The organism is Vibrio sp. Vb0937, assembly GCF_033338855.1.
Map to the genome: position 1 here is coordinate 12,715 of NZ_JAWOTK010000029.1, position 25,701 is coordinate 38,415.

At 46.5% G+C, this 25,701-nt stretch carries 27 protein-coding genes and 1 tRNA gene; 16 read left to right on the forward strand and 12 right to left on the reverse strand.

Going from position 1 to position 25,701, the window contains the following annotated elements; all coding sequences use genetic code 11:
* Positions 1–3: 3 nt before the first annotated feature.
* The 12 genes from R7P67_RS20430 to R7P67_RS20485 are packed head-to-tail and all read left to right on the forward strand — an operon-like array spanning position 4 to position 12,614.
* Positions 4–1,404: an AMP-binding protein gene (locus R7P67_RS20430; RefSeq protein WP_262652553.1), complete on the forward strand. Its 1,401-nt coding sequence runs from the start codon at positions 4–6 to the stop codon at positions 1,402–1,404.
* A 10-nt stretch (positions 1,405–1,414) separates the two neighbouring features.
* Positions 1,415–1,783, forward strand: coding sequence for a hypothetical protein (locus R7P67_RS20435; protein WP_021449611.1), 369 nt, complete (start codon positions 1,415–1,417; stop codon positions 1,781–1,783).
* Positions 1,776–3,482, forward strand: coding sequence for a glycosyltransferase family 2 protein (locus tag R7P67_RS20440; protein WP_262652555.1), 1,707 nt, complete (start codon positions 1,776–1,778; stop codon positions 3,480–3,482). The genes R7P67_RS20435 and R7P67_RS20440 overlap by 8 nt, the downstream gene beginning before the upstream one ends.
* Positions 3,466–5,019: a histidine ammonia-lyase gene (gene hutH / locus R7P67_RS20445; RefSeq protein ID WP_262652557.1), complete on the forward strand. Its 1,554-nt coding sequence runs from the start codon at positions 3,466–3,468 to the stop codon at positions 5,017–5,019. Before R7P67_RS20440 ends, hutH begins: the two co-directional genes overlap by 17 nt.
* Complete coding sequence (locus R7P67_RS20450; protein WP_262652559.1) at positions 5,019–5,465, forward strand: acyl-CoA thioesterase; 447 nt, start codon at positions 5,019–5,021, stop codon at positions 5,463–5,465. The genes hutH and R7P67_RS20450 overlap by 1 nt, the downstream gene beginning before the upstream one ends.
* On the forward strand, positions 5,465–6,085 hold the full coding sequence (locus R7P67_RS20455; RefSeq protein ID WP_262652596.1) for a LolA family protein: 621 nt from the start codon (positions 5,465–5,467) through the stop codon (positions 6,083–6,085). The genes R7P67_RS20450 and R7P67_RS20455 overlap by 1 nt, the downstream gene beginning before the upstream one ends.
* The gene (locus R7P67_RS20460) at positions 6,057–8,399 is read left to right on the forward strand and encodes an MMPL family transporter (protein ID WP_318086050.1); all 2,343 of its coding nucleotides are present in this window, start codon (positions 6,057–6,059) and stop codon (positions 8,397–8,399) included. The genes R7P67_RS20455 and R7P67_RS20460 overlap by 29 nt, the downstream gene beginning before the upstream one ends.
* Positions 8,396–9,007 carry a DUF3261 domain-containing protein gene (locus R7P67_RS20465; RefSeq protein ID WP_238843478.1) on the forward strand — a complete coding sequence of 204 codons (612 nt, stop codon included), beginning with the start codon at positions 8,396–8,398 and terminating at the stop codon, positions 9,005–9,007. Before R7P67_RS20460 ends, R7P67_RS20465 begins: the two co-directional genes overlap by 4 nt.
* 20 nt (positions 9,008–9,027) lie before the next feature.
* Positions 9,028–10,215, forward strand: a complete 1,188-nt coding sequence (locus R7P67_RS20470; protein ID WP_318086051.1) for a beta-ketoacyl-[acyl-carrier-protein] synthase family protein — start codon at positions 9,028–9,030, stop codon at positions 10,213–10,215.
* A complete protein-coding gene (locus tag R7P67_RS20475) occupies positions 10,208–10,672 on the forward strand; it encodes a hotdog family protein (protein WP_017634799.1) in 465 nt (154 codons plus the stop codon). Before R7P67_RS20470 ends, R7P67_RS20475 begins: the two co-directional genes overlap by 8 nt.
* A complete protein-coding gene (gene fabG / locus R7P67_RS20480; RefSeq protein WP_213871770.1) occupies positions 10,669–11,394 on the forward strand; it encodes a 3-oxoacyl-ACP reductase FabG in 726 nt (241 codons plus the stop codon). The genes R7P67_RS20475 and fabG overlap by 4 nt, the downstream gene beginning before the upstream one ends.
* Positions 11,391–12,614, forward strand: coding sequence for a beta-ketoacyl-ACP synthase (locus R7P67_RS20485; protein ID WP_138939384.1), 1,224 nt, complete (start codon positions 11,391–11,393; stop codon positions 12,612–12,614). Before fabG ends, R7P67_RS20485 begins: the two co-directional genes overlap by 4 nt.
* Positions 12,615–12,799: 185 nt before the next feature.
* Here the strand turns inward: R7P67_RS20485 and R7P67_RS20490 are convergent.
* Positions 12,800–12,876 (reverse strand) — tRNA-Arg (locus tag R7P67_RS20490).
* 203 nt (positions 12,877–13,079) lie between these two features.
* Between R7P67_RS20490 and folD the strand changes: the two genes are divergently transcribed.
* The gene (gene folD, locus R7P67_RS20495; RefSeq protein WP_005382297.1) at positions 13,080–13,940 is read left to right on the forward strand and encodes a bifunctional methylenetetrahydrofolate dehydrogenase/methenyltetrahydrofolate cyclohydrolase FolD; all 861 of its coding nucleotides are present in this window, start codon (positions 13,080–13,082) and stop codon (positions 13,938–13,940) included.
* Positions 13,941–14,008: 68 nt separating this feature from the next.
* Here the strand turns inward: folD and R7P67_RS20500 are convergent, their stop codons facing one another.
* From R7P67_RS20500 to R7P67_RS20515, 4 genes are all read right to left on the reverse strand, one after another.
* The gene (locus tag R7P67_RS20500) at positions 14,009–15,208 is read right to left on the reverse strand and encodes a NupC/NupG family nucleoside CNT transporter (RefSeq protein WP_005382298.1); all 1,200 of its coding nucleotides are present in this window, start codon (positions 15,206–15,208) and stop codon (positions 14,009–14,011) included.
* A gap of 257 nt (positions 15,209–15,465) precedes the next feature.
* Entirely contained in the window at positions 15,466–16,410 is a 945-nt protein-coding gene (locus tag R7P67_RS20505) for a LysR family transcriptional regulator (protein WP_005382299.1), read from the reverse strand.
* A gap of 88 nt (positions 16,411–16,498) precedes the next feature.
* Positions 16,499–17,470 (reverse strand): lytic transglycosylase domain-containing protein, encoded by a 972-nt coding sequence (locus R7P67_RS20510; protein WP_005388330.1) that lies wholly within the window; start codon positions 17,468–17,470, stop codon positions 16,499–16,501.
* A 48-nt stretch (positions 17,471–17,518) separates the two neighbouring features.
* Positions 17,519–17,800, reverse strand: a complete 282-nt coding sequence (locus R7P67_RS20515; protein WP_005382303.1) for a YcgL domain-containing protein — start codon at positions 17,798–17,800, stop codon at positions 17,519–17,521.
* A 197-nt stretch (positions 17,801–17,997) separates the two neighbouring features.
* Here R7P67_RS20515 and minC point away from each other — a divergent pair, with 197 nt between their 5' ends.
* Genes minC through minE form a run of 3 tightly spaced genes read left to right on the forward strand, consistent with a single transcriptional unit; the run spans position 17,998 to position 19,756 of the window.
* Entirely contained in the window at positions 17,998–18,660 is a 663-nt protein-coding gene (gene minC, locus R7P67_RS20520) for a septum site-determining protein MinC (protein ID WP_005382304.1), read from the forward strand.
* Positions 18,661–18,677: 17 nt separating this feature from the next.
* Positions 18,678–19,490 (forward strand): septum site-determining protein MinD, encoded by an 813-nt coding sequence (gene minD / locus R7P67_RS20525; RefSeq protein ID WP_005388331.1) that lies wholly within the window; start codon positions 18,678–18,680, stop codon positions 19,488–19,490.
* Positions 19,491–19,492: 2 nt separating this feature from the next.
* Positions 19,493–19,756 (forward strand): cell division topological specificity factor MinE, encoded by a 264-nt coding sequence (gene minE / locus R7P67_RS20530; protein WP_005388332.1) that lies wholly within the window; start codon positions 19,493–19,495, stop codon positions 19,754–19,756.
* Positions 19,757–19,833: 77 nt separating this feature from the next.
* On the opposite strand, the gene rnd is transcribed toward minE, so the two are convergent.
* The 7 genes from rnd to R7P67_RS20565 form a co-directional block, all read right to left on the reverse strand.
* On the reverse strand, positions 19,834–20,952 hold the full coding sequence (rnd, locus tag R7P67_RS20535; RefSeq protein WP_213973135.1) for a ribonuclease D: 1,119 nt from the start codon (positions 20,950–20,952) through the stop codon (positions 19,834–19,836).
* Between the two features lie 79 nt (positions 20,953–21,031).
* A complete protein-coding gene (gene fadD / locus R7P67_RS20540; protein ID WP_005382216.1) occupies positions 21,032–22,723 on the reverse strand; it encodes a long-chain-fatty-acid--CoA ligase FadD in 1,692 nt (563 codons plus the stop codon).
* 106 nt (positions 22,724–22,829) lie between these two features.
* Positions 22,830–23,684 (reverse strand): alpha/beta fold hydrolase, encoded by an 855-nt coding sequence (locus R7P67_RS20545; RefSeq protein ID WP_005382215.1) that lies wholly within the window; start codon positions 23,682–23,684, stop codon positions 22,830–22,832.
* A 6-nt stretch (positions 23,685–23,690) separates the two neighbouring features.
* Complete coding sequence (locus R7P67_RS20550) at positions 23,691–24,248, reverse strand: Slp family lipoprotein (RefSeq protein ID WP_005382214.1); 558 nt, start codon at positions 24,246–24,248, stop codon at positions 23,691–23,693.
* Positions 24,249–24,289: 41 nt separating this feature from the next.
* Entirely contained in the window at positions 24,290–24,595 is a 306-nt protein-coding gene (locus tag R7P67_RS20555; protein ID WP_047102883.1) for a hypothetical protein, read from the reverse strand.
* Positions 24,596–24,655: 60 nt separating this feature from the next.
* Positions 24,656–25,357 carry a tRNA (adenosine(37)-N6)-threonylcarbamoyltransferase complex dimerization subunit type 1 TsaB gene (gene tsaB, locus R7P67_RS20560; protein ID WP_033906910.1) on the reverse strand — a complete coding sequence of 234 codons (702 nt, stop codon included), beginning with the start codon at positions 25,355–25,357 and terminating at the stop codon, positions 24,656–24,658.
* 29 nt (positions 25,358–25,386) lie between these two features.
* Positions 25,387–25,701 (reverse strand): helicase C-terminal domain-containing protein (locus R7P67_RS20565; RefSeq protein WP_318086052.1); only part of this gene is annotated, 315 nt, incomplete at its 5' end.

Sequence of the window (25,701 nt, forward strand, 5' to 3'; positions counted from 1 at the left end):
CGTATGAATACAACGTATTCGAGCTTTACCTCCCTAGCGACCTTGTTCATCGCAGAGAGGTCTGAGCAATCCCCTGTCTCTTACGAGCGCGACACGGTTATCACGTGGGGTGATTTCCAGCAGCACGTCGCAACACTTGCTCAGCAGTTAGAAACCCAACCAACGCAAAACATTGCGTTGTGTTTTGGCAACAGCTACCTGTTTGCCGTTGGCTTTTTTGCTTGTTGTTATGCAGGAAAATCCATTGTATTACCTGGTAATTACCAACCAGAAGCACTCAAAGAGCTCAGTGAGCACTACGATTTATTGTTGCATGATGCCGATGTCTCTGTTCCAGAACAGGTGAGTTCACTCCTAGTAAAAGCTCAATCATTGGTAGACATCACCTTGATTCACGAGCAACAGATAGACCAACCTTTTGTTTGGCGCGAATTGAATCTGGCAAAAATACCAGTAACGTTATTTACTTCAGGTTCAAGCGGTAAACCAAAAGCCATTGCAAAAACGCTGAAACAGCTCGATATCGAAGTTGCTATTCTAGACAACCTGTGGGGCGACACGGTTGCCAACACACGCGTTGAAAGCACCGTCTCTCATCAACACATTTACGGCTTGCTGTTTCGCGTATTGTGGCCTTTGTGTTCTGCACGTCCATTTTCAGCACGCAACCTCGAATTCCCTGAGCAAATTGTCCATCACGCCGATGCTGACACCATGCTAGTAAGCAGCCCTGCGTTACTAAAACGACTCAATGAAGAGCATAATCCGGTTGCGATTCGGTGCGTATTTTCATCTGGTGGCCCCCTGCCAAACCAAGCCGCGCAACACAGCCGGCTGTTGTTTGGGTCACTTCCTATTGAAGTTTTTGGCAGCACAGAAACCGGCGGCATCGCTTACCGTCAGCAGCACGTAGCCAGCACTCCTTGGACGTTATTCCCTGGTGTTGAAGCCGAGCTTAACCATGAAAATTGTTTAAAGCTCCGCTCGCCACACATTGATGAAAACACTTGGTACCAAACTGCGGATGAATGCTATTTCCATGATAGTATTTCTTTTGAATTGCGTGGACGCACTGACCGAATCGTCAAAGTCGAAGAAAAGCGGATTTCCCTTGTCGAAGTGGAAAAACGTTTAGAGCAATTGCCGTGGGTTCAAGAAAGCGTGGTGATCCCAATGGAAGAATCTGGTCGCCTCACGTTAGTCTCGATCATCGTACTTAACGATAAAGGCAGCGATGTGCTTAATGAACTTGGTAAAGGCAAATTTTGGCTTGAGCTTCGCAAGGCACTGCGCAATTGGCTAGAACCGATCGCTATCCCGAGAAAATTCCGAGTGGTCGACGAAATTCCATTGAACAGCCAAGGCAAACGCCAAGTTGCTGAAATTGAAAAACTATTCCAATAAAGCTAGTAACATGGATAAAAGAAAACCAACCATTCAGAATATTGAAGTGAGTGACCACACCGCGGAGCTTTCGCTGCGTGTGGATGCTGACATCTTAGATTTCCAAGGTCATTTCAGTCACTTTCCTCTTTTACCCGGCGTCACTCAAATTGACTGGGCGTTGTTCTACGCCGTTCAATATTTGAACACTCCCAAGGTATTTAAAGGAATGGAAGTCATCAAATTTCAAGAGCCGATTCTGCCAAACGCCGACGTTTGTCTCTCACTCTCTTGGGACAATGAGCGCGAGAAATTGACCTTTAAGTACACATCGAAAAACGGTGAAACCTTGGTGACTCACTCTTCAGGCAAAATGAAACTGGGTGAGTCACGTGAGTGATTACCGTCCCTGCTTTTTAATTCCTTGCTACAACCACGGCAGCACAATTGCAGACGTGGTTGCGTCGTTATCCTCTTTCGATTTGCCAGTGCTTGTCGTGGACGACGGCAGTAATGAAGACACCAAACAAGCGCTTTCAGCATTGAGTGAGCAAGGGCTGATAAAACTGATTAGTCTGAGTGAAAACCAAGGCAAAGGTGGCGCGGTGATGGCTGGCCTACATCAAGCTCACCAGCTTGGTTTTACGCACACCATTCAAATCGACGCAGACGGTCAACACGACCTAGAAGCACTACCCAAATTGCTCAGCGCCAGCGAAACAAAACCAGATAACCTGATTTCTGGCCAACCGATATACGACGAAAGCGTACCTAAATCCCGTTTGTATGGTCGCTACGCTACGCACATTTGGGTGTGGATAGAAACCTTGTCACTGTCTATCAAAGACAGCATGTGCGGTTTTCGCGCCTACCCAGTGGCGAAAACGGTCGCCGTGTTGAACAAGTACAACATCGGCAAACGCATGGATTTTGATATCGAAATTCTGGTGCGAATGTACTGGGAAGGCGTCGATATTGATTTTGTTCCAACGCGCGTAATCTACCCTGAAGGTGGCATTTCCCACTTCGACGCATTGTGGGATAACGTCAAGATAAGCTGGATGCACACTCGCCTATTTTTTGGCATGTTGCCGCGCATTCCTTCGCTACTCGCCAGAAAGCGCCGTCACACAGATGACAGCAATGCCCACTGGTCGAAACGAAAAGAACAAGGCACAATTTTAGGCATCAAAACCTTGCTCGCGGTTTACCGCTTGTTCGGTAGAAAAGCGTTTGACCTGATTTTAAAGCTAGTCATGCGCTACTACCACTTCACGGGTAAATCAGCCCGCGAAGCGTCTGAGATTTACCTGCAAAACTTGCAGCGCTACGCAGCGCAGCAGAACATCGCACTACCAAAACAGTTGGACAGCTATCATCATCTGCTTTCTTTTGGGCGAACCATGCTCGACAAACTGGCAGCATGGCAAGGTGACTTTAATGTCGACAACCTAACCATTCACGGCCAGCATCATTTCGAAGAGATGGCGCAGAAAAAACAAGGCGTGGTCATTTTGGGCTCGCACCTTGGCAACATCGAACTCTGCCGCGCGCTTGGTCGTCGACATTCTCATGTCAAAATCAATGCCTTGGTATTTACCCAACACGCTGAACAATTTAATGCGGTAATGAAGGCGGTAAACCCAAACTCGGAACTGAATCTGATTCAAGTCAGCTCAATGGGACCAGACACCGCGATTCTGCTTCAACAAAAAATCGAGCAAGGCGAATGGGTGGTGATCGTTGGCGATCGCACGTCTACCAGCAAAGAAAATCGTGTCGTTTGGGCAGATTTTCTTGGTAAACCAGCGCCATTTCCGCAAGGCCCATTCATGCTGGCCTCGGTATTAAAAGCGCCGGTTTATCTACTCTTCGGCCTACGCGACGATGAAGCAAACACTCCGCATTTTAATGTGTACTTTGAACACTTTAGTGACCAAATCACGCTACCGCGCAAGGAGCGTCAGCAGGCACTAGAACACGTTGTTCAACAGTACGCACACAGATTAGAACACCACACACTGCAAGCGCCGTTACAGTGGTACAACTTTTTTAACTTCTGGACTTTAAGTAATCAGCCACATGACAAACAACAATAATCACAACATCACTTTTGGTGCCCAATCTTTAACCATCGAAGATGTCGTTGCCATTGCTCAAGGTGCAAAGGCAAACATGAACACCTCGCCAGAATTTACCGCGAAAATTGATCGTGGCATGGCGTTTCTGGAACGATTACTGAAAGAAGAAGGCGTTATTTACGGCGTGACTACGGGTTACGGCGATTCATGTACTGTGGCGATTCCACCCGCTCTTGTGGATGAACTTCCGTTGCACCTTACGCGCTTCCATGGCTGTGGCTTAGGTCAAATCCTTTCTCATGAGCAAGCTCGCGCGGTGTTGGCGACCCGTTTGTGTTCATTGTCGCAAGGCGTATCTGGCGTGTCTCACGATCTGTTGAACCAAATCGTTACGCTTATCAATCACGACATTGCGCCGCGTATTCCACAAGAAGGCTCGGTGGGCGCAAGCGGCGATTTAACGCCTCTGTCTTACCTAGCGGCGACCTTAATTGGCGAGCGTGAAGTGCTTTACAAAGGTGATGTGCGACCAACACAAGAAGTGTTTGCAGAGCTGGGCATAGAGCCAATTCGCCTAAAACCAAAAGAAGGTTTGGCGTTAATGAACGGTACATCCGTGATGACTGCCCTCGCCTGTCTTGCCTACAAACGCGCAGAATATCTAGCGCAGCTTTGCACCAAGATTACCGCGATGGTCTCTGTGGGTATGCAAGGTAATGACTTCCACTTTGATGAAGCGTTGTTTGCGGTAAAACCTCACCCTGGTCAACAGCAAGTTGCGGCTTGGCTGCGTGATGATCTTAATGCTGAACGTCCGCCACGCAATAGCGACCGACTGCAAGATCGCTACTCGCTGCGTTGCGCGCCACACGTAATTGGCATGGTGCAAGACTCCCTGCCTTGGCTACGTCAATTGATTGAGAATGAACTAAATAGTGCCAATGACAATCCAATTATAGATGGCGACAACGAGCGCGTTCTGCACGGCGGTCACTTCTACGGTGGTCATATTGCAATGGCGATGGACACATTGAAAGTGAACATTGCCAACTTAGCTGATTTGCTGGACCGTCAGATGGCGCAACTGATGGATTACAAGTTCAATAACGGCCTGCCGTTTAACTTAACCGGTGCAGAAGGCGAGCGTAAACCGATCAACCACGGCTTTAAAGCGGTTCAGATTGGTATCTCAGCTTGGACGGCAGAAGCGTTGAAAAACACCATGCCAGCGAGCGTTTTTTCTCGCTCAACCGAATGTCACAACCAAGACAAAGTGAGCATGGGCACCATTGCGGCTCGTGATTGCCTACGCGTACTTGAGTTAACAGAGCAAGTTGCTGCGGCTTCACTCCTAGCAAGCGTTCAAGCGGTTGAGATTCGTCGCCGTCATAACGAATTGGACGAACACCACATGAGTCAGAATTTGCGAGTAATTCGTGACGCCGTACTGAGCGAGTTTGAATTTGTGATTGAAGATCGCCCATTGGAACAAGATTTGCGTCATTTCATTGAACGCATTCAGCAACGTCATTGGCCACTCTACGTGGAGGTATAATGCAAGAGCAGGTTCTCTACCCATTAGAAGCGGAGGTGACTATGGTCACCTCTTTTCAAGATGCTGACCCGATGGGCGTGATTTATCACGGCAACTTCTTTCGATATTTTGAAGAAGCGCGTCGTGTGCTGATGGAGAAGATCCAATACAGCTATCGCGATATGCAAGACTCTGGGTACATGTGGCCGATCATCGACACGCGCGTTAAATATGTGAAGGCGATTCCGTTTAATCACACCATTCGTATTACCGCGCAACTCACGGAGTGGGAAAACCGCTTACGTGTGGATTACGTGATTTACGACGCCGAAACGAATCAACGTATGTGCAAAGCGCATACAACGCAAGTCGCCGTATCCATTGAAAAGCAAGAGATGTGCTTTGTGTCTCCAGCAGTCTTTTTAGATAAAGTAGAGCAATGGCGCAACCATGGGAGCCTGAACTAATGCAAAAGTGGTTACTCTCTTTTTTGCTGATATTTTCTGTTCCAGCACTGGCCACACCTACAGCAAATGTAACGGATTTGGCATCGCTTCAACAGCAGTTGTCTCAGCATGAAATCGTACGCGGAGATTTTACGCAGCAGCGTCATCTGGAAATGTTTAGTCAACCTTTAACCTCTAAAGGTCAGTTCACACTGAGCAAAACACATGGCTTGTTGTGGCAACAAGCAGAACCTTTCGCAGTCAATTTGGTATTGACGGAAAACAAACTTCGTCAAACTTTTGCCAACCAAGATCCGAAAACGATCTCTGCTGAAGAAAACCCAATGGCGTTCTACTTTAGCCATGTGTTTTTATCCGTGTTCCACGGGGATACTTCTGCACTGCAAGAACAATTCACACTCGATTTTTCAGTTGAGAACAATCAGTGGCAGCTCGTTTTAGTGCCCAAACAGTCGCCATTAAATGCGGTGTTTAAAGCCATCACTCTTTCCGGTAAAACGCACATTGATCGCCTAACCCTGCAAGAGCTGCGCGGCGATAAGACCGAAATCACGTTTACAAACCAGACCTCTCTACCTCAGGAACTCACGGATGCCGAAGACGCTCAATTCCGTTTCTAAACTCAGTCTTGGCACTCATACCTTTGCTCTGGTTTGGCTCAATCTCGTTGTTTTAGCGGGCGCGTTGCTACTCAAACAATGGGTTTGGAGTGCAGAATCTCCGATTGAGACCAACATTTTAAAACTGCTGCCTAAGAACCAACAAAACCCGGTGGCTGAGCAAGCCTTTGAGTCGGTCTCGGCAAGTATGAGCGACAAAGTCATTTTCGTGATCACAGCGCCGGACAAAAATGCCCTTTTTGCAGCAGCTGCAGAGTTTGATAAGGGGTTACGCCAAAGTAATCATTTTCGCGATGTGGTGGGAAAAATCTCACCTCAAGAGCAGCAAGCTTGGGCGAGTTACTACTTTAAGCACCGCTTTCAATTACTGACGCCTGAACAACGAGAGCGTTTAAGCCAAAATCCAGAACAGCAAGTGCAGCATGTGATTCAGTCGCTGTACAACCCGTTCTCTGGAGTGACCGGGCAAGAGTTACAAAATGACCCTTTCTTGCTATTCCGTGATTATTTAAGCCAAGTTACCCAGCAATCGTCCTCTTTCCGATTGGATAACGGCTATCTCTCCGTCGAAAAAGACGGTGCTCAATACTTTCTTATTACTGCCGAGCTAAAAGACTCGCCTTATAGCCTAACTGGGCAGCTTGCCGTCCCTGACATTCAAGCGCTAGAACAGAGCGTTGCGCAGAAATATGGCGCTGAAGTCGCACATACTGGCGTTCTATTTTACGCCGACTTTGGTACGCAAAATGCCAAATCGGAGATCAGTACCATCGGTGTGTTCTCTCTGCTCGGTATCATTGCATTGCTCGTGTTGGTCTTTCGTAGTGTGATGCCACTGTCTCTGGCACTGCTTTCCATCACCATTGGTTTGCTCGTTGCTTTGTCCGTTACGACGTGGATTTTTGGAAAAGTCCATCTGTTCAGCTTAGTGTTTGGCACAAGTTTAATCGGCGTGTCTATCGACTACGCATTCCACTACCTAACCGAACGTCTTGCGGCAGGAAATGAATGGGATAGCGAGCAAGGATTAAAGCATATTTTCATAGCTATCACACTTGGCTTAATCACCAGTTTGATCGGCTATTTGGGCATGTTAGTGGCACCGTTTCCAGGTTTGCAGCAGCTTGCGCTGTTTTCATCCATTGGTCTGATTGCTGCTTACATCACCGTGGTGGCTTGGTATCCGATACTGGCTCGTAACCCATCGCGCTCCATTTCGACTTTACCGGGACAATCACTGTTGGCGAAATGGTTAACGCTTTGGAATCAACCTCGAATAAAAGTCGGATTACCGATGTTATGTGTGGTTGCGAGTGGCTTTTTCTTGCTGCAATTGAACTACGATGACGACATTCGTCTGCTGCAAACGATGCCGAAAGATCTCAAGCAGCAAGAAACCTTGATTACGACGCTCAGTGGCATGCAATCTTCGCAGCAAATGTTGGTCGTTACCGCCGACGATGACGAAAACCTAATGAAAAAGCTGGAGTCTTTGACACCAACTTTAGAAGCGTGGAAAGCGGACAGCACCATCGAAAGCTACCAGAGCCTGAGCCGCTACTTGAGCTCGGTGGAGCGTCAGCAACAAGACTATCAATTGATTCGCGATCTTTACGCGACACAATCCAGCCCACTAGCTTCCGGACTGAGCTTAAGTAAAAAGCCTAAAATGGACGCCGACTTTATCCCTGTCACGGTTGCTCAGTACTTGCAAAACCCAGTATCAGCGCCTGTGCGTTTTCTCCATTTGGGTAAGATCAAAGGAAAATCTGCAACGGTAGTGGTGTTAAACCAATTGCAAGACTCCGCCGTTGTTAAGGCATTTGCCAAATCGCAGTCTGATGTTGTTTATCTAAACAAAGCTGAGGAAATATCCGCCCTATTTGGTGAATACCGAATCAAAATCATGGAACTATTGGCAGCCGCCAGTGCTGTGATCTTTCTGGTATTAATCAAGCGGTACGGTCTGCAACACAGTTGGCGAGTTTTACTGCCATCATTGATTGCTTGCGCCTGCGGTCTGGCAACGGCAGTCGCGATGGGAACAACATTAAACCTATTCAACTTGCTTGGCTTGGTGCTCATTCTTGGTATCGGGATCGATTACACTCTGTTCTTTGCCGAGAAAGCCCGCAGCGTGAGCACACTATTGGCGATCACCCTTTCGGCAATAACCACTGTGCTGTCATTTGGGTTGCTATCACTCAGCCAAACTCACGCGATTCACAGTTTCGGCATTACGGTGTTAAGTGGTATTTTTGTTGCTTGGCTGCTCTCTCCGATTGCGATTAAAACAGAGGAAACGACGTCATGATTTTTAACCATGCTTTTCGCTACGCGACGTTCATCACACTGAGCCTGTTTTTAAGTGCATGCAGCTTGGTCCCTCACCAATCGACGCCTCAGGTCGACATTGACGAGCACACCCAAGTTAGCTTGCCCACTCCCGCAAGCTTGGGCTATCAGTTGTCTGCCAGTCAGTTAATTACGGCTTCTTGGGCAATAGATGGTAAAACCAAATCTGAGCAACTTCCGGTACAACTGCAAGTGATCAACAACGAAGTGGTGCTGGCAGGCTTCTCATCCTGGGGGACAAGAGTACTCTCACTGTCTTACGATGGAGAACAAATTCAAACCGAAGTGCTCAACGGTTTACAAGGTTCGCTACCGCAGCCAGAACAGGTATTATTTAACCTGATGATCACGCTCTGGCCGAGTTCCGCTTGGGAAGGATCGTTAAATGAGGTAAGGTGGCGAATTATTGATAAAAATAATTCTCGCGCCATCTTTGATAGCGACGGTGAAAAGATCATTGAGATTCAATACAGCTCTTCTAACAAGTTAGAGGGTAAGATTGATTTTCATCACCTCAAACATCAGTTTTCAATTTCTATTCAAACACTGCAACATCAGATTAATTAAGAACAATTTAGAATAACAATATGCCTATTCGCTCTTCTCAACCTTTGTATATTCAGGCCTGTGGCTTCCACTCTGCCATGGGGCAAGATGACACGCTCATCCACCAGTGTTTATCGGGAGCGAAGCCATCCAACATGGTGGTTGACCAAGATATTTTAAATTCAGGCCGCCAAACAGTAATCGGTCGAATCGCACAGACGTTACCGCAATTACCACCCGCACTCAGCCAGTTTGATACGAGAAACAACCGCCTCGCACTTTCGGCTTTACAGCAAATCGAAGGCGACGTGCGTGACGCCATTGCTAAATATGGCCGTGACCGTATCGCAGTCGTGATCGGCACCAGCACATCTGGCATTTCAGATGGCGAAATCGCATTTGGCGAAAAGCTGGCAAACGGTAATTTTCCTGCCGACTACCATTACACCAAACAAGAGCTTGGTAACTGCAGCGATTTTATTGCCGCCTACTTTGATTTGAGCGGCCCACATTACTCAGTTTCAACCGCCTGTTCTTCTAGTGGCCGTGTCTTTTTAACCGCGCAGCGCCTGATTCGCTCTGGCATTGTTGATGCGGTTGTTGTGGGTGGTGTAGATACCATTTGTCGCCTCACACTAAACGGCTTTAACGGTTTAGAAGCTCTATCCGATACCCTTTGTAAGCCGTTTGACCAACATCGCAACGGCATCAATATCGGCGAAGCCGCAGCATTAATGTTGCTAAGCAAAACACCTGCGCCCGTTGCTCTTCTCGGAGCTGGCGACAGCTCAGACGCACACCATATTTCCGCACCACATCCAGAAGGGTTAGGCGCAGAAGAAGCGATGAAAAAAGCGTTGGCCAATGCAGGACTTACAGCGCAAGACATTGGTTACATCAACGCACATGGCACAGCAACGCCGTTAAACGATGCGATGGAAAGCAAAGCCATTCATCGCTGCTTTGGTGACTCCGTTCCCGTAAGCTCGACAAAGCCACTTACCGGACACACATTAGGAGCAGCAAGTGCTACGGAAGCCGCGATCGCTTGGCATATTCTCAAGTACAGCCTTGATTTGCCAATACAACACTGCGAAACCAAAGCAGACGATATCCATATATCGTTAGTTGAGACGCCAACCAAACTGGGTAACAAAGCGATTCTCAGCAACTCTTTTGCTTTTGGTGGCAATAATATTAGTCTTATTTTTGGTTACGCTCATGACTAAACTTCCTCCCATCGAACAACTTTTGCCACACGACAAACCAATGATCTTGGTTGATCGTGCTTTGGATGTTCAACAAGATACGATTCACTGTCAGGTTGATATCGCAGAACACAATCCGTTCTTCGACTCGGCCTCTCAAACTGTGCCAGCTTACGTTGGCATTGAGTTTATGGCGCAATCTGTCGCGGCGTGGTCTGGTTACCACGCATTAATGAAAGAACAAGCGCCACCGATTGGCTTTTTACTTGGTAGCCGTCGATACACGTCTGAATGCGATACGTTTTCTCGCGGACAGGTGCTCGATGTGTATGCTGAAAAAGTTATGGAAGATAACGGTATGGCGGTTTTTTCAGCCCGTATTGAGCTACAAGGAACTGTTGTAGCGACTTGCCAATTGAACGTTTATGTTCCATCAGAAGAAAAATTACAAGAAATGAAAATCAGGAGTCAACAATGACCCGACAAGTCCTCGTTACAGGTGCCAGCAAAGGCATCGGTAAAGCCATTGCCGTTCAATTAGCCAAAGATGGTTTCCAAGTCATTGTCCATTACATGGGCGATCAACAAGGCGCGCAAGACACCCTAAACACCATCGAACAGCATGGTGGTAGCGGTCGTCTTATCCAATTCGACATCAGTGACCGCGCAGATTGTCGTGAGAAGCTAGAAGCCGATATCGCCGCACACGGCGCTTACTATGGCGTCGCAAACAACGCTGGCATCACAAAAGATACCGCTTTCCCTGCGATGACCGAAGAAGAATGGGATGGCGTGATCCATACCAACCTAGATAGCTTCTACAACGTTCTTCACCCTTGTGTTATGCCTATGGTGCAAAAGCGCAAAGGCGGTCGAATTGTTACCCTTGCATCAGTATCTGGCCTGATGGGTAACCGTGGTCAAACCAACTACAGCGCAGCAAAAGCGGGCGTAATTGGTGCGACAAAATCACTCGCACTTGAACTGGCAAAACGCAAAATCACCGTTAACTGCGTTGCACCAGGACTTATCGACACAGGCATGGTAGACGAACACGTGAAAGAACACGCGATGCCGCAAATTCCTCTGCGCCGCATGGGAGAGCCAGAAGAAGTTGCTGGTTTAGTCAGTTACCTTATGTCTGACATCGCAGGCTATGTAACTCGCCAAGTCATTTCGGTAAACGGAGGCCTAGTATGAGCCGTCGAGTTGTTGTAACCGGAATGTCGGGTGTGACTGCGTTTGGTAACGATTGGCAATCTGTCGAACCAAAACTGCGTGACTGCCAGAACGCGACGCAATACATGCCTTCTTACGAACAGTATGATGGTTTGAACACCAAGCTCGCGGCACCAATTTTAGATTTTGAACTGCCAAAGCACTACAAGCGCAAGCAAGTACGCGGCATGGGGCGTGTTTCCAAATTGGCGACCGTCGCAACAGAAAACGCACTGAGCCAAGCAGGTTTGATTGGTAACGGCGTACTCACCAATGGTCAAACGGGTATCGCATACGGCTCATCAACAGGCAGTACTGACGCCATCGGCGCATTTGGTGTCATGCTGAATGAGAAAACCACGAAAGCGATCACCGCAACGACTTACGTGCAGATGATGCCGCATACCACAGCAGTGAACGTTGGTCTATTTTTCGGTTTGAAAGGCCGAGTGATCCCAACCAGCAGTGCATGTACCTCTGGCAGCCAAGCAATCGGCTACGCCTACGAAGCGATCAAACATGGCTACCAAACGGTAATGGTTGCTGGTGGCGCTGAAGAATTGTGCCCAACGGAATCCGCTGTCTTCGATACCCTTTTTGCCACCAGTCTGAAGAATGAAGACCCGAAAAGCACACCAAGACCTTATGACTCCGATCGCGATGGTTTGGTGATTGGTGAAGGTGCGGGAACACTGGTTCTGGAAGAGTACGAACACGCCGTCGCTCGTGGCGCGAAAATCTATGCAGAAATCATCGGTTTTGCCAGCAACTGTGATGCCGCACACGTCACTCAACCACAGATGGAAACCATGCAAATCTGTATGGAAATGGCTTTGCAAAACGCGGGCATTCCTGCTGAGAAGATCGACTATGTATCTGCTCACGGCACTGCCACCGACCGCGGCGATATTGCGGAAAGCAACGCAACAGCGAATGCTCTGGGCAAAGTGCCAATCAGTTCACTCAAGAGCTACTTTGGCCACACACTAGGCGCCTGTGGCGCGATTGAAGCGTGGCTAGGTTTAGAAATGATGCACACAGGTTGGTTTAACCCAACGCTCAACCTAGAAAACCTCGACGAGCAATGTGGCGATTTAGACTACATCGCTGGACAAGGTCGAGAGCTGGACGTGAAATATTTGATGAGTAACAACTTCGCCTTTGGCGGCATCAACACCTCCATCATCTTTAAAAAGATGTAATTCCCTTAATAAATGCAAAAGCGCTGGTTAACCAGCGCTTTTTTGTTGGTGGCTATCCAGATTGCTAGAAATTGCAATGGCTAGAATGCCATTCAAAAGTTGTAGATAGAGTGGCAATTACAGCCAAAAACCTAAAAACGACAAAGCCCCGACAACTCAAAGAGTTATCGGGGCTTTTGAATAAATGGCACGCCCTATTGGATTCGAACCAATGACCACATCCTTAGAAGGGACGTGCTCTATCCAGCTGAGCTAAGGGCGCGCTACAGGGACAGGATTATACGAGTTCAAACGGGTAAATCAACGGGTTTTCATAACATTCTGATCTGAATGCCTAAAAAAAGTCCATTAAAACGCTTAATGTTCAAAAACACCACAAAGCAAACGTTTGCGTATGGATGTTGATAAGAAATTCTGCGACAATGCGCCGCAGATAATCTGCCTTCTTAATTTATAAGGAAAGTCATGACTGCTCAAAATATAGACGGAACTCTCATTTCCCAAACTGTTCGATCTGAAGTGGCTGCACGTGTTAAAGCACGTGTTGAAGCTGGGCTACGTGCTCCTGGTTTAGCAGTGGTTCTAGTTGGTGAAGATCCTGCTTCTCAGGTTTATGTCGGTAGCAAACGCCGCGCATGTGAAGAAGTTGGGTTTGTTTCTAAGTCTTTTGACCTTCCTGCGTCTAGCTCAGAAGAAGAGTTACTAGCTCTGATTGATGAATTAAACAACGATGATGAAATTGACGGCATTCTAGTGCAATTACCCCTTCCTGCGGGCATAGACACAACACATGTTTTAGAGCGCATTCACCCAGAGAAGGACGTGGATGGCTTCCATCCTTACAACGTTGGTCGTCTTGCGCAGCGTATTCCAAAGCTTCGCTCTTGCACGCCAAAGGGCATCATTACCCTACTCGACCGTTACAACATTGAGCTACGTGGTAAACATGCGGTTGTGGTTGGCGCATCAAACATTGTTGGTCGTCCAATGACACTTGAGCTGCTGCTTGCGGGCTGCACAACAACAACATGTCACCGTTTTACCAAAGACCTAGAGAGTCATGTGCGTCAAGCTGACGTTGTCGTGGTTGCGGTTGGTAAGCCTAACTTCATCCCTGGTGAGTGGATTAAAAAAGGCGCAGTGGTGGTCGATGTCGGTATTAACCGTCTTGATTCAGGCAAACTAGTTGGTGACGTGGAATACGACAAAGCACGTGAAAGTGCGAGCTTTATTACTCCTGTTCCTGGTGGTGTTGGCCCAATGACCGTCGCAAGTTTAATTGAGAACACAATGCTCGCTTGCGAACAGTTCCACACAGACAAATAGCGTAAAACTTCAGATACGAAAAAGGCTCCGCAAGGAGCCTTTTTGCTAATTGTTTATATCTATTTCAATTACAGACTTAAAATCACGCCCGCAATAGAAGCGCTCATTAAGTTCGCCATGACACCAGCGATAATCGCACGGAAACCATGCTTAGAAACAAATGCACGCTTTTCTGGTACCAAAGAGCCCAACCCACCAATCAGCATCGCCATGCTTGAGATGTTTGCAAAGCCACACAAAGCAAACGTCACGATTGCTTGTGAGTGTTCACTAAGTTGAGACTTCACTTCTGCAAGCTGGATGAAAGCGACGAACTCATTCACCACAATCTTGTTACCAATCAGCGAGCCTGCTGTGGTTGCTTCTTGCCATGGTATACCCAACAACCAAGCGACTGGCGCAAACACAAAACCTAGGATGAGCTCAAAACTTAAGGGGGTCCCAATAAGATCACCTATCCAGCCTAACATGCCGTTTAGCATTGCAATGACACTAATAAACGCCAGTAACGTACCACCGACCGATACAGCAATGCGTACACCCGCCATGGCACCATCGGCTAATGCTTCTACTACGTTGGTTGCACGTGGAATTTCAACTTGGCTAATGTCGATATCTGCTGCTTTATCCGTATCTTCTGGCATTAAAATTTTTGCCATCAACAAGCCGGCAGGTGCTGACATAAATGCAGCAGCAATAAGATAGTTGAGGTCGACACCCAGTGATGCGTAACCAACCAACGTTCCGCCAGCAACTGACGCTAAACCACCTGTCATAACTGCAAAGAACTGCGAGTCAGTCATGTGTTTTAGGTAAGGCTTTACCATTAATGGTGCTTCAATGGTGCCAACAAAGATATTCGCCGTAGCAGACAAAGACTCAGCACGACCGATACCCAGCAGCTTTTGAATACCACCACCGATAAAGTTAATGATTTTTGGCATCACACCAATGTGATAAAGACCTGAGATAAGAGAGGAGAAGAAAACGATGATACCCAGAACATTGATCGCAAAGGTGAAGCCCCCTGTCGCCAAATTACCGAATAAAAACGCAATGCCCTCTTGACCATAGTTGATCAAATTCGACACAACACTGCTCACTGAATTCAGCGCATCTCGTCCTGCTGGTACATATAAAACCAACAACGCAAACAGTACCTGCAAAGCAAACGCAAACGACACTGTTCTCAGCTTTATATTTTTTCTATTTGTAGAAAGTAGCCATGCTAGGAATAGTATGGCTACGATACCAATAATTGAGTTCATAAAATGAATCCGACAGAAGGGGGATATGGAAGGCACCGGATTGTATAGCGGACTCAAAATGCTGCAAGTTGAGGATGTTAACAGTGTGAAAAGTTTAAGCGACCAATAACTGACCAACAAAATAACCAATTGAATTTATTAAAGATAAACGTTTGCTTATTTTAATTATTTCCATATGGAAAATATGTTTCTGGTTCAGGAAAAATTTTTGTGAAGTGAATCACCTTATGTGTCGTTCTACAACGTCATTGATCCTGTTATTTAGGAATAGAGATGTAAGGCGCCAAACGTTGGTCCCAATGACAAGGGTTGCCGATCTTCTGTTTGATAAAGTTAATCACTGCGGATATTTTTTTTGGCATATGCTGGCGGCTTGGGTATACCGCATAAAACGGCATCGACTGGCTGGCTTTCCAGTCAGGTAACAGCTGTATTAACTTACCCGTTCTAAACTCATCCCCCAGCAAGTAAGTGGCAAGGTAGGCAATACCCCAACCTGCAATAGCCGCATCCCGAACGGCTTCTGCCAGATCCACTGAATAGTTACCCGAGACTTTTACATTCAATTCTTGCTGATCTTTGGTAAACGCCCACCCCGTATAGTCACGCTCCCAGCTTCTGTATATGAGGCAGTTGTGAGCAGATAGGTCATCCGGTTCTGCTGGCGTGTCATGTTTCAATAAGTAATCTGGCGATGCCGCAACAACAAACTGGCAATCCGTCAAACGCTGCGCAATGTAACCTTCAGGCAAATGCTCGTTGTTGGTTACCCATAAATCGAGCCCTTCGGCTAACATATCGACCTTATAGTCAAACAGATGTACTTCCACTTGAAGTTGAGGATACAGTTCGCGTAACTCTTGAATCGCTGGAATAATGTGTAAGGTACCAAATGATTGCGACAACCCAAGACGTACCAAACCTGCTACTTCATCCCGCTGGGTTTCCATCTCTAATGTGGCGCTGCTCACCGCTTGTACCACTTGCTCACAGTGATGAAAAAAGGTTTTCCCTGCCTCAGTCGGCGTAAAGCTTCGCGTAGTGCGTTGAACAAGCTTGATACCAAGAGACGCTTCTAACTGACTCAACTGTTTGCTCACATGAGACACCGACACGCCTAAGCTCTTTGCAGCAGCTGTGAAGCTTTTGTGTTTAAGAAGAGCGGAGAAAATCACCATTTGTGCGGCACGTTCAGATAACACGCTTTACCTCGATTTGGTTATAGAAAAAACAAAGGGCTCCGAAGAGCCCTTGTATTGAAGACTGAATGCCAAATTGTTTGATGGCAGATCAGTATTTAATGCGGTCAGCCAAGTGACTCACAGCAAGTGCGAAGTAGTAAGAGCGGTTCCACTTCATCAATACGTTGTAGTTATTGTAAACCAGATACGTACGACCATTCTCGTCGTCCGGCATGATCAACCATGCTTTGATGTCTTCATCCAGTTTTGGCAACGGGCTACCGTCATATTTTGTGATACCTAATTGGCTCCACTCTTGAAGGTATTTGCCTTTTTCAGCCGTGCGCCCTTCTAGGCTGCGATCAATATTTTTAGGAACCTTAACTTGGCGACCCCAAGTATATTTATCATCCCAACCAGACTTGCTCAAATAGTTAGCGGTTGATGCAAACACGTCCGCTTCAGATTGCCATATGTCTTTTTTACCATCACCGTTGCCGTCAGCAGCAAAACGAAGGAAAGAGCTTGGCATAAACTGGCATTGACCCATCGCACCAGCCCATGAGCCTTTAAAGTTCTCTAGCTCAATATGGCCTTGATCGAGGATCTGCAGTGCCGACATGGTCTCTTTACGGAAAAACTCTTCACGACGGCCTTCAAATGCCATTGTGGATAGTGCATCAATCACTTTAAAGTTGCCGGTAAACTTACCAAAGTTACTTTCAACTCCCCAAAGTGCCACAATAAAGCGCGGGTGGACACCGTACTCATCGCCTATACGCTTTAGCTCGGTGTAATGCTCTTTGTAGAGTTGTCTGGCTTGCTTCACCTTCCATTCAGGCACCGCGCGAGGAATGTACTCATCCAATGTCAGTTTCTTTTCTGGTTGGTTTCGGTCCGCTTTTACTGCTCGGGGCTTGTACTCAACATTAGCAAAAGCAGCACTAATGACCTGCTCTGAGATACCTTTATCACGAGCTTCAGCACGCAGCTTATTCAAGTATTCATCAAAACCCTCGCTACTTGCAAAAGCCGAGGTACACATACCAACGCTAAGCATGGTAGCCAGTATCTTTTTCATATTGCCCTCCTTGAGCAAGGCAGAAATCCCAGATGAAAAACGATGACGTTATTCGCCTTTCTGCTGGGCTTTTTGTTCTTTGTACTTTTCTAATAGGTTCTCCGGCGGCGGTGGAACCTGAAGAAAGAAGCCATCATTTTGTAATGAAGCCTTCACTTTTTCGATATCAACTTGTGCCAATTTACGGCCATCAAGTTTAATCGTCATGACAGCGATAGGCTTACCGAACATCTGCATTAAGGTGTCAGGAACCTGTGAAAAATCATCCTTTTTCGGAATATAGAGATAAGTACCTTCTTTTTTCGAGCTTTTATAAATAGAACAAAGCATGACACGCCTTTTATGCTGATTTAGCCGCGTTGAGTGCGGATTAGGTTGAAAACGTCAAATTCTCGCAAACTTAATAGCAAATTTGAGATTAATTCACCTATTTGCCCACGAGAGAACTTGCTGCGTCAAAGGATGAAATATAACATGACATACCTAGTTTAAGGCAACGCTCTTTCAATAAAGGCAAGAAGTCCACGATGACCCATTCACCAGACCTTAAAGGTAGCAGTTTTACATTGTCAGTTTTACACCTTTCTGACAATGAGATCGCAAAGACTGTCGAATTTTTGCAAGAAAAAGTTTCTCAAGCACCTTCTTTTTTTGCATCCGCGCCTTTGGTAATCAATATAGCAAAAGTACAAGGCGACATTGATTTCCCTAAGCTTAAACAAGGCATCTCAGATGCTGGTTTTATTCCGGTCGGTGTAACGGGCTGTAAAGACAAGCGTGTACAAAACCTTGCTTCCGAAGCTGGCTTCGCCATTATGTCGGCGAGCAAATCACCAAGCCAAGCACCTGCCAAAATGGCACCAACGAAAGTAGTTCGTACGCCTGTCCGCTCAGGACAACAGATCTACGCAAAAGATGGTGATTTGGTGGTGCTAGCGCACGTAAGTGCTGGTGCTGAAGTCATTGCTGACGGCTCTATTCATATCCATGGCACACTTCGAGGTCGTGCGATTGCAGGAGCAAGTGGTCAGCAGGAAGCGCGTATTATTTGCCACGATTTACAAGCAGAACTGGTATCCATTGCGGGTGACTACTGGTTAAGCGATCAAATTGAAAGCGAGTACTGGCAAAAGAAAGTAATGATCAGTAAAGCCGATGAATCATTACATTTAGAAGTTCTCGCGATTTAATCTAAAAAGGAAAAAAAATGGCACGCATTATTGTAGTAACGTCTGGTAAAGGTGGCGTTGGTAAAACCACTTCAAGCGCAGCCATCGCCTCTGGTCTAGCTCTTAAGGGAAAAAAGACCGCGGTGATCGATTTTGACATCGGTTTGCGTAACCTCGATCTAATCATGGGCTGTGAGCGCCGCGTCGTGTATGACTTTGTAAACGTCATTAACGGTGAAGCGACATTAAACCAAGCGCTGATCAAAGATAAGCGCACGGACAACCTATTTATTCTTCCTGCTTCTCAAACTCGTGATAAAGACGCACTGACAAAAGATGGTGTTCAGCGCGTATTCGGCGAACTTGATGAAATGGGCTTTGATTTCATTATTTGTGATTCACCAGCAGGTATCGAGCAAGGCGCGTTAATGGCCTTGTACTATGCCGATGAAGCCATTGTCACAACGAACCCAGAAGTCTCTTCTGTACGTGACTCTGACCGCATTCTCGGTATTTTAGATTCTAAGTCACTGCGTGCAGAACAAGGGCTAGAGCCAGTAAAACAGCATCTGTTACTGACTCGCTACAACCCATCTCGCGTCACTCAAGGCGAAATGCTAAGCGTTGAAGACGTAGAGGAGATCTTACATATTCCACTACTGGGCGTGATTCCAGAAAGCCAAGCCGTGCTTAACGCGTCAAACAAAGGTGTGCCAGTCACTTTTGACGATAACACCGATGCGGGTATGGCTTATTCTGACACCGTTGATCGCTTATTAGGCAATCAGGTTGAATTTCGTTTCCTTACTGAGGAGAAGAAAGGACTCTTTAAACGACTCTTTGGAGGCTAGACATGTCATTATTAGAATTTTTCCGTCCACAGAAGAAAACTTCTGCGAATCTAGCTAAAGAGCGTTTGCAAATCATTGTCGCAGAGCGCCGCAGCCAAAATGATCCTGCGCCGTCTTACTTGCCTCAATTAAAAGAAGACATCTTGAAGGTGATCAGCAAGTACGTGGCAATTGATCCAAATATGGTTGACTTAACATTTGAGCACAAAGACGACGATATCTCAGTTCTTGAGCTGAATGTGAAGCTACCAGACGAAGAAAAGTAATCAGTTTCTCTCACCAGACGAATGCTCTAATTAGAACGAAAAAGGTTGGCATAGAGGCCAACCTTTTTCATCTTTCATTACTTTAATGCTTTGTTCATCTTGTCGCCGAGTAAATCCAAACGCCACCCTTGCATCAAATCAGGCAATACTTCTGGGTCACGATCTTTTTTCCAAACCCAACTGATCAACTGATTGATCTGCTTTTTAGAGGCAAGGAACTCCGTGGCTAAACCTGACTTCTGCGAAGCCGATTTCACCAAGTCTTTCATATTTTTGAAGACCTGCTTGTAACCCGGATAGTCCATTAAACGCTCAATTTTCGCAGGATACTCTTCAGAAGGTGTTTGCTTCGCTTGTTTAACAATCGCGGCAATCTTCGCGCCATGGCGGTTAATCGCTCGGATATCAATATCTTCTGCTTCCATCTTCTTAAAGTTCGTTAAACCAAGACGAGCGACCGTTAATAGATCACCTTCTTTGAAGATAAAGTTCAGCGCTAAATCTCGTTTGATTGCTTCACGATAACGCCACGTCGCCAATGGCTTTAAAATCGCCAGCTCAGAAGGTGTTAATTGCCAAGCGCCCTTAATATCAAGGTAGGCACTCTCTTCATTGGTTACGCGAATACGTTTCGAAACGAGTAAATCACTTTCTTGCTGTACAGCTTCCCACCAACCTGCTTGCGTCACCTTATCGAACAGCTTTTCGTATAACGGTAACAAGTAATGAACATCTGCGGCTGCATAATCTAATTGCTTTTGTGTCAGTGGACGAGCCATCCAGTCGGTACGTGATTCACTTTTGTCGAGCTCTACGCCTAAATATTCTTCCACCAGCGATGCGAAGCCTGTCGATAGACCGTGACCGAGGAAAGCCGCCATCAGCTGCGTATCTACCATAGGGAATGGTGTACAACCAAAAGCGTTTTGGAAAACTTCTAAATCTTCACCACATGCGTGCAGCACTTTTAGCACAGAAGTATCTTTTAATAGCGCTACAAACGGCGTCATATCCGTTAATTCAGTCGGATCAATCAGCGAGAGGCGATTACCATCGAAAAGCTGAATCAGACCTAACTGCGGGTAGAAAGTGCGAATACGAACGAATTCAGTATCCAGCATCACTACGTCTGCCTCTCGGGCATGAGTGCAAACCTCTTCTAGGTCTTTGTTTTTAGTAATAATTTGATAATTCACATACTTCTCGCTATAAAAAATGCCAGCAAAACGCTGGCATTCTATCATTTTTTAAATCTCTCGACTCGACGAAATCGGCTTATGCGCTTTTCTTCGCAAGTTCAGCGTCATTCTCTTCGCGTAAAACACGACGTAAGATCTTACCGACATTGGTTTTAGGTAAGTCTTCGCGGAATTCAACCAACTTCGGAACTTTGTAGCCAGTTAGGTGTTCTCGACAATGCGCGATCACTTCGTCTTTGGTCAAGCTCGGATCGCGTTTCACGACATAAATCTTCACTAATTCACCAGACACTTCATGCGGCTGACCAATAGCAGCAACTTCAAGTACTTTGCCGTGTAGTGCTACAACGTCTTCAATTTCGTTCGGGTAAACATTAAAGCCTGATACTAAGATCATGTCTTTCTTACGGTCAACGATATGCAGGAAGCCTTCGTCATCGAACTTAACGATGTCGCCAGTTGATAGCCAGCCGTCTTCGTTAATCGTATCTTTCGTTGCTTCAGGTCGTTGCCAGTAACCTTGCATAACCTGAGGACCACGAACTTGAAGTTCACCAGTTTCAGTATTCGCAAGAGCGTTGCCTTCTTCGTCCACGATACGAACTTCTGTTGATGGTACCGGCAGACCAATAGAGCCATTGTATTCAACAAGATCATGCGGATATGCCGCCACCAACGGAGAACACTCTGTTAGACCGTAACCTTCGAGCAAATAGCAACCCGTGGTCTTTTGCCATCTTTCTGCCACTGAGCGCTGCACTGCCATGCCGCCGCCAACGGCTAAACGTAGATTACTGAAATCCAACTCGTGGAAATCTTCATTGTTGACCAATGCATTAAATAAGGTATTCACGCCCGTAATCGCAGTAAACGGATGCTTTTGTAGCTCTTTCACGAACCCTGGAATATCTCTAGGGTTGGTAATAAGTAAGTTACGACCACCCATTTCGACAAACAGCAGACAGTTTACGGTAAGAGCAAATACGTGATACAGCGGTAATGCTGTTACGACTAATTCACGCCCCGGAGATAAAACCGGTCCGTACGCGCCTTTTGCCTGTAGAACGTTCGCAATCATGTTGCGATGAGTCAGAATCGCACCTTTCGCGACACCTGTCGTCCCCCCCGTATATTGCAGGAATGCAATGTCATCCCCAGACATAAACGGTTTAACGTATTGTAGACGACGACCTTTACGTAGAGCCTGACGCATTGAGATAGCACCAGGTAAATCGTACTTAGGCACCATGCCCTTAACGTACTTCACGACAAAATCGACAATCGTACCTTTCGCTCGTGGCAGCATTTGACCAAGACTGGTTAACACTACGTGTTTGACCGGTGTTTTATCGACGATTTGTTCTAGCGTATTCGCAAAGTTAGACACAATCACAATCGTCGTCGCACCTGAGTCATTCAATTGGTGTTCAAGTTCACGAGGAGTGTAAAGTGGGTTAACGTTTACGGCGATACAACCTGCACGCAAAATACCAAATAATGCTACTGGGTATTGCAGTAAGTTTGGCATCATCAGAGCAACGCGGTCACCCTTTTGCAGTTTTAACTCGTTTTGCAGATACGCTGCGAATGCGCGACTACGCTCTTCCAATTTACGGAAGGTCATAACCGAGCCCATGTTCATGAATGCTGGTTGGTCTGCATATTTTTGTACAGACTGTTCAAACATTTCTACCAAAGACTCATATTGCTCTGGATTAATGGTTTCAGGTACGTCACTTGGATAACGTGAAAGCCATGGTTTATCCACGATGTTACTCCTCGTTTATAACTGGCTAAAAAATAGCGTCCTTTTTATTTTGAAAGCTATTACAGCACAGCGAACGTGCTTGAGCACGCAACTCTCAAACACTTGTTTAAATTTTGTTAACTACACCAAGAATTCGCGTTGCGACCTCGAGTATTTGCTCTAAATGACAGTGATGACCACCCTTGACAGAAACCACTTGCGGTGGGTTCTCTCCCCAATCAGCTTGGTTAGATGGTAAATTCTGAAATCCTTGATCGCCTAATACAATCAAATGAGGACAACGTATTTGGCTGGTAATCGAGTTAGCATGCGCTTGCGCCATTCGGTAAAGCGACGCACATTTTAACTTGGCGTCATGCCGCCAATACCATTTATCTCCTCGCTGCTCTGTTCCACGCTCGACTATCGGTAGAAGCTGCTCAGCGGTTAATTGGTTGGCTTGCATGCGTAATTTTAACGCCAGATCGAAGGAGGCAATGGCTCGCTCTGGCTTGTTTTGCTGTCTTATTCGACTTAAAACGCCATCGCGAAGACGAGGCAAACTGTTAGTAGGATCCTCATGAAGAGGTCCTGCTCCCTCAATTTGCACAAGAGCTTCGACCTGCTCTGGAAACGCTGCACTATAGCAACTTGCGATTAAAGCACCAAGTGAATGCCCTACTAATATCAGTCTGTTTGGTGATAATTCGTCCAAAAACTGATACAAATCGGCAATATAGTCGTGAAAGGGGTAATAATTATCGTGAGATTTATGACTCGATAAACCGTGACCAAAATGATCGATGGCGAGGAGGTGTAAGTGAGGATTAAGTTGATTCAACTGCTCCATGAGCGCTTTAAAGCTGCCCGCATTATCTAACCACCCATGAAGAAAAACGACTGACAAGTCAGCCGTTTTCTCGTTCCCTATCTCAAGGGCTGCCATTTTGCCGGCAGGAAGCTCGAATTGACGCTCATGCATCGCAGATTATTTGACCTGTTTTATCACTTTACCGTCTTGCGGGAAATCATTACGCCACATGCGGCAGTTAATCGAGTAACATGGGTAAAAGTAGGTTGGCGAGTCATACATGCGTACACGTTCTTCAATTTTCCATAAACGGTACCCTTCCCCCTTAATTACTGGGAAGATGTAACCGTGCTCACCGATCTTTCCTTCTTCTTCCCCTGCTCCTTTGCCTACAACCGTCACCAAACGGCCTTCACTAAAGGCGACAGGCTCTAAATAGCCATCAAAATAGGCGACAAAACGCCCCGTAGGCTCTTCATCGATATCAGGTTTACCAGACTTACTGATAGGAAGGTTTACAATCTCTAGACGCGTTTTATCTTTAAAGTTATCCACTTTAGCGATGATTCCACCAAGGCGAACATCTTCACTCACTTGCCCCTGAGACTCAGCAAAAGCTTTATAGTCTGTAACGACCAATTCTGTGCTTGCATTTAGCTCCTCAGGCAACGAGCTACACGCAGACAAACCAACCGTAGCAAATAATGCGAGAAAAAACCGTCCAAAAACCTTCATAAACCACCTTTCAATATTAGTAACCCCAAGCTGGGGAGATCTCACACGTAAATATCGACACCAAGTAATTGAGCCAGTTCCTCTTTTTTAGCTCGATTCATGACATCCATGTACTGCTCCATTGCTTTACGTGCGCCCCCTTCAGGAAGGTCATATTGCACTTGAGCTCGGTGAATTTGGGACTCATCCACGTGTTTTATGGAGTGCGCCACGGCGTTAGCAACCTTTGAAGGCTGACCTACAGGCTGCTTTGTTTGTGATTTATTTACCTGCTTCTTTTGACTGGCTTTATTAGTGCGATTTGCACCGGGAATCAAAGAAGGAGGCAAGCCATTAATCGACGCCATAGCACTCCATAAAAATACAGGGCAAACGCCCTGCTTTTTGTCAGGTTAATGAAAAACGGACTATTCGCGACCAGGAAGTTTTTTCCATGTCACATTATCACGTAAATAAACAGGGCTCGAATCTTCGACCGGCACGGTATTACCCTTTTTAAATTCTTGTTCAGCAAGAATCACAATGTCTTGTGAATCAGGGTACAGAACGTCACCATGCGTCAAATTAAACGGTAGGTCTGCTAATACTTCTTGGTAAGCATCCCAACCAGTACCTGCTGTCGTCCACGTTTTGTCGTCTGCTTGTGCTTCTTCAACTAGACGTGCTGGTGGAATTACGCACTCTGCATCCATCTCTGCCCACTCACCGTTTGCTTGGCGAGTGTAACGTGCCCAGTAAACTTCACCCATACGTGCATCAATGGCCACAGCGACATCGGTCACACCATGTAAGCGATAGCTACCTTGAGCCATTGCAGCCAGCGTTGAAACGCCGATCATAGGTAAGTCAGCACCGAACGCCAAACCTTGTGCGATACCAATACCGATACGAACGCCAGTAAAGCTACCTGGACCACGTCCAAACGCTAACGCATCCAGCTCTTGTAGAGTCAGGCCAGCTTCTTTGAGTACTTCATCAACCATTGGCAGTACTTTTTTGGTGTGATCGCGTGGTGCAACCGCGCTACGTGAAATCACTTGATCATTAGCCAACAACGCAACTGAACAGTTTTCAGTCGCTGTATCGATAGCAAGAATTTTTGCGCTCATTTAACTCTCTACAACTTTCATTTATTGGGTTATGCCTCAGCACTTGCGTCTGTGACAGATTGTTCTGCTTTCAGGAATGCTTTGATTCCATCTAAGTCTCGCGTCCTTGGGATAGGTGGTAGGCTTCCGAGGAAAATACCACCATAGTCTCGCGTGACGAGGCGATTATCACAAATGATCAACGCACCGTGATCCTTCTGATCTCGAATTAATCGCCCTACTCCCTGCTTTAACGTAATCACTGCATCCGGGATTTGTACTTCAGCAAATGGTTCACCGCCACGTAATCGACAATCCTCGATACGGGCTTTGAGTAACGGATCGTCAGGGGCGGTAAACGGTAA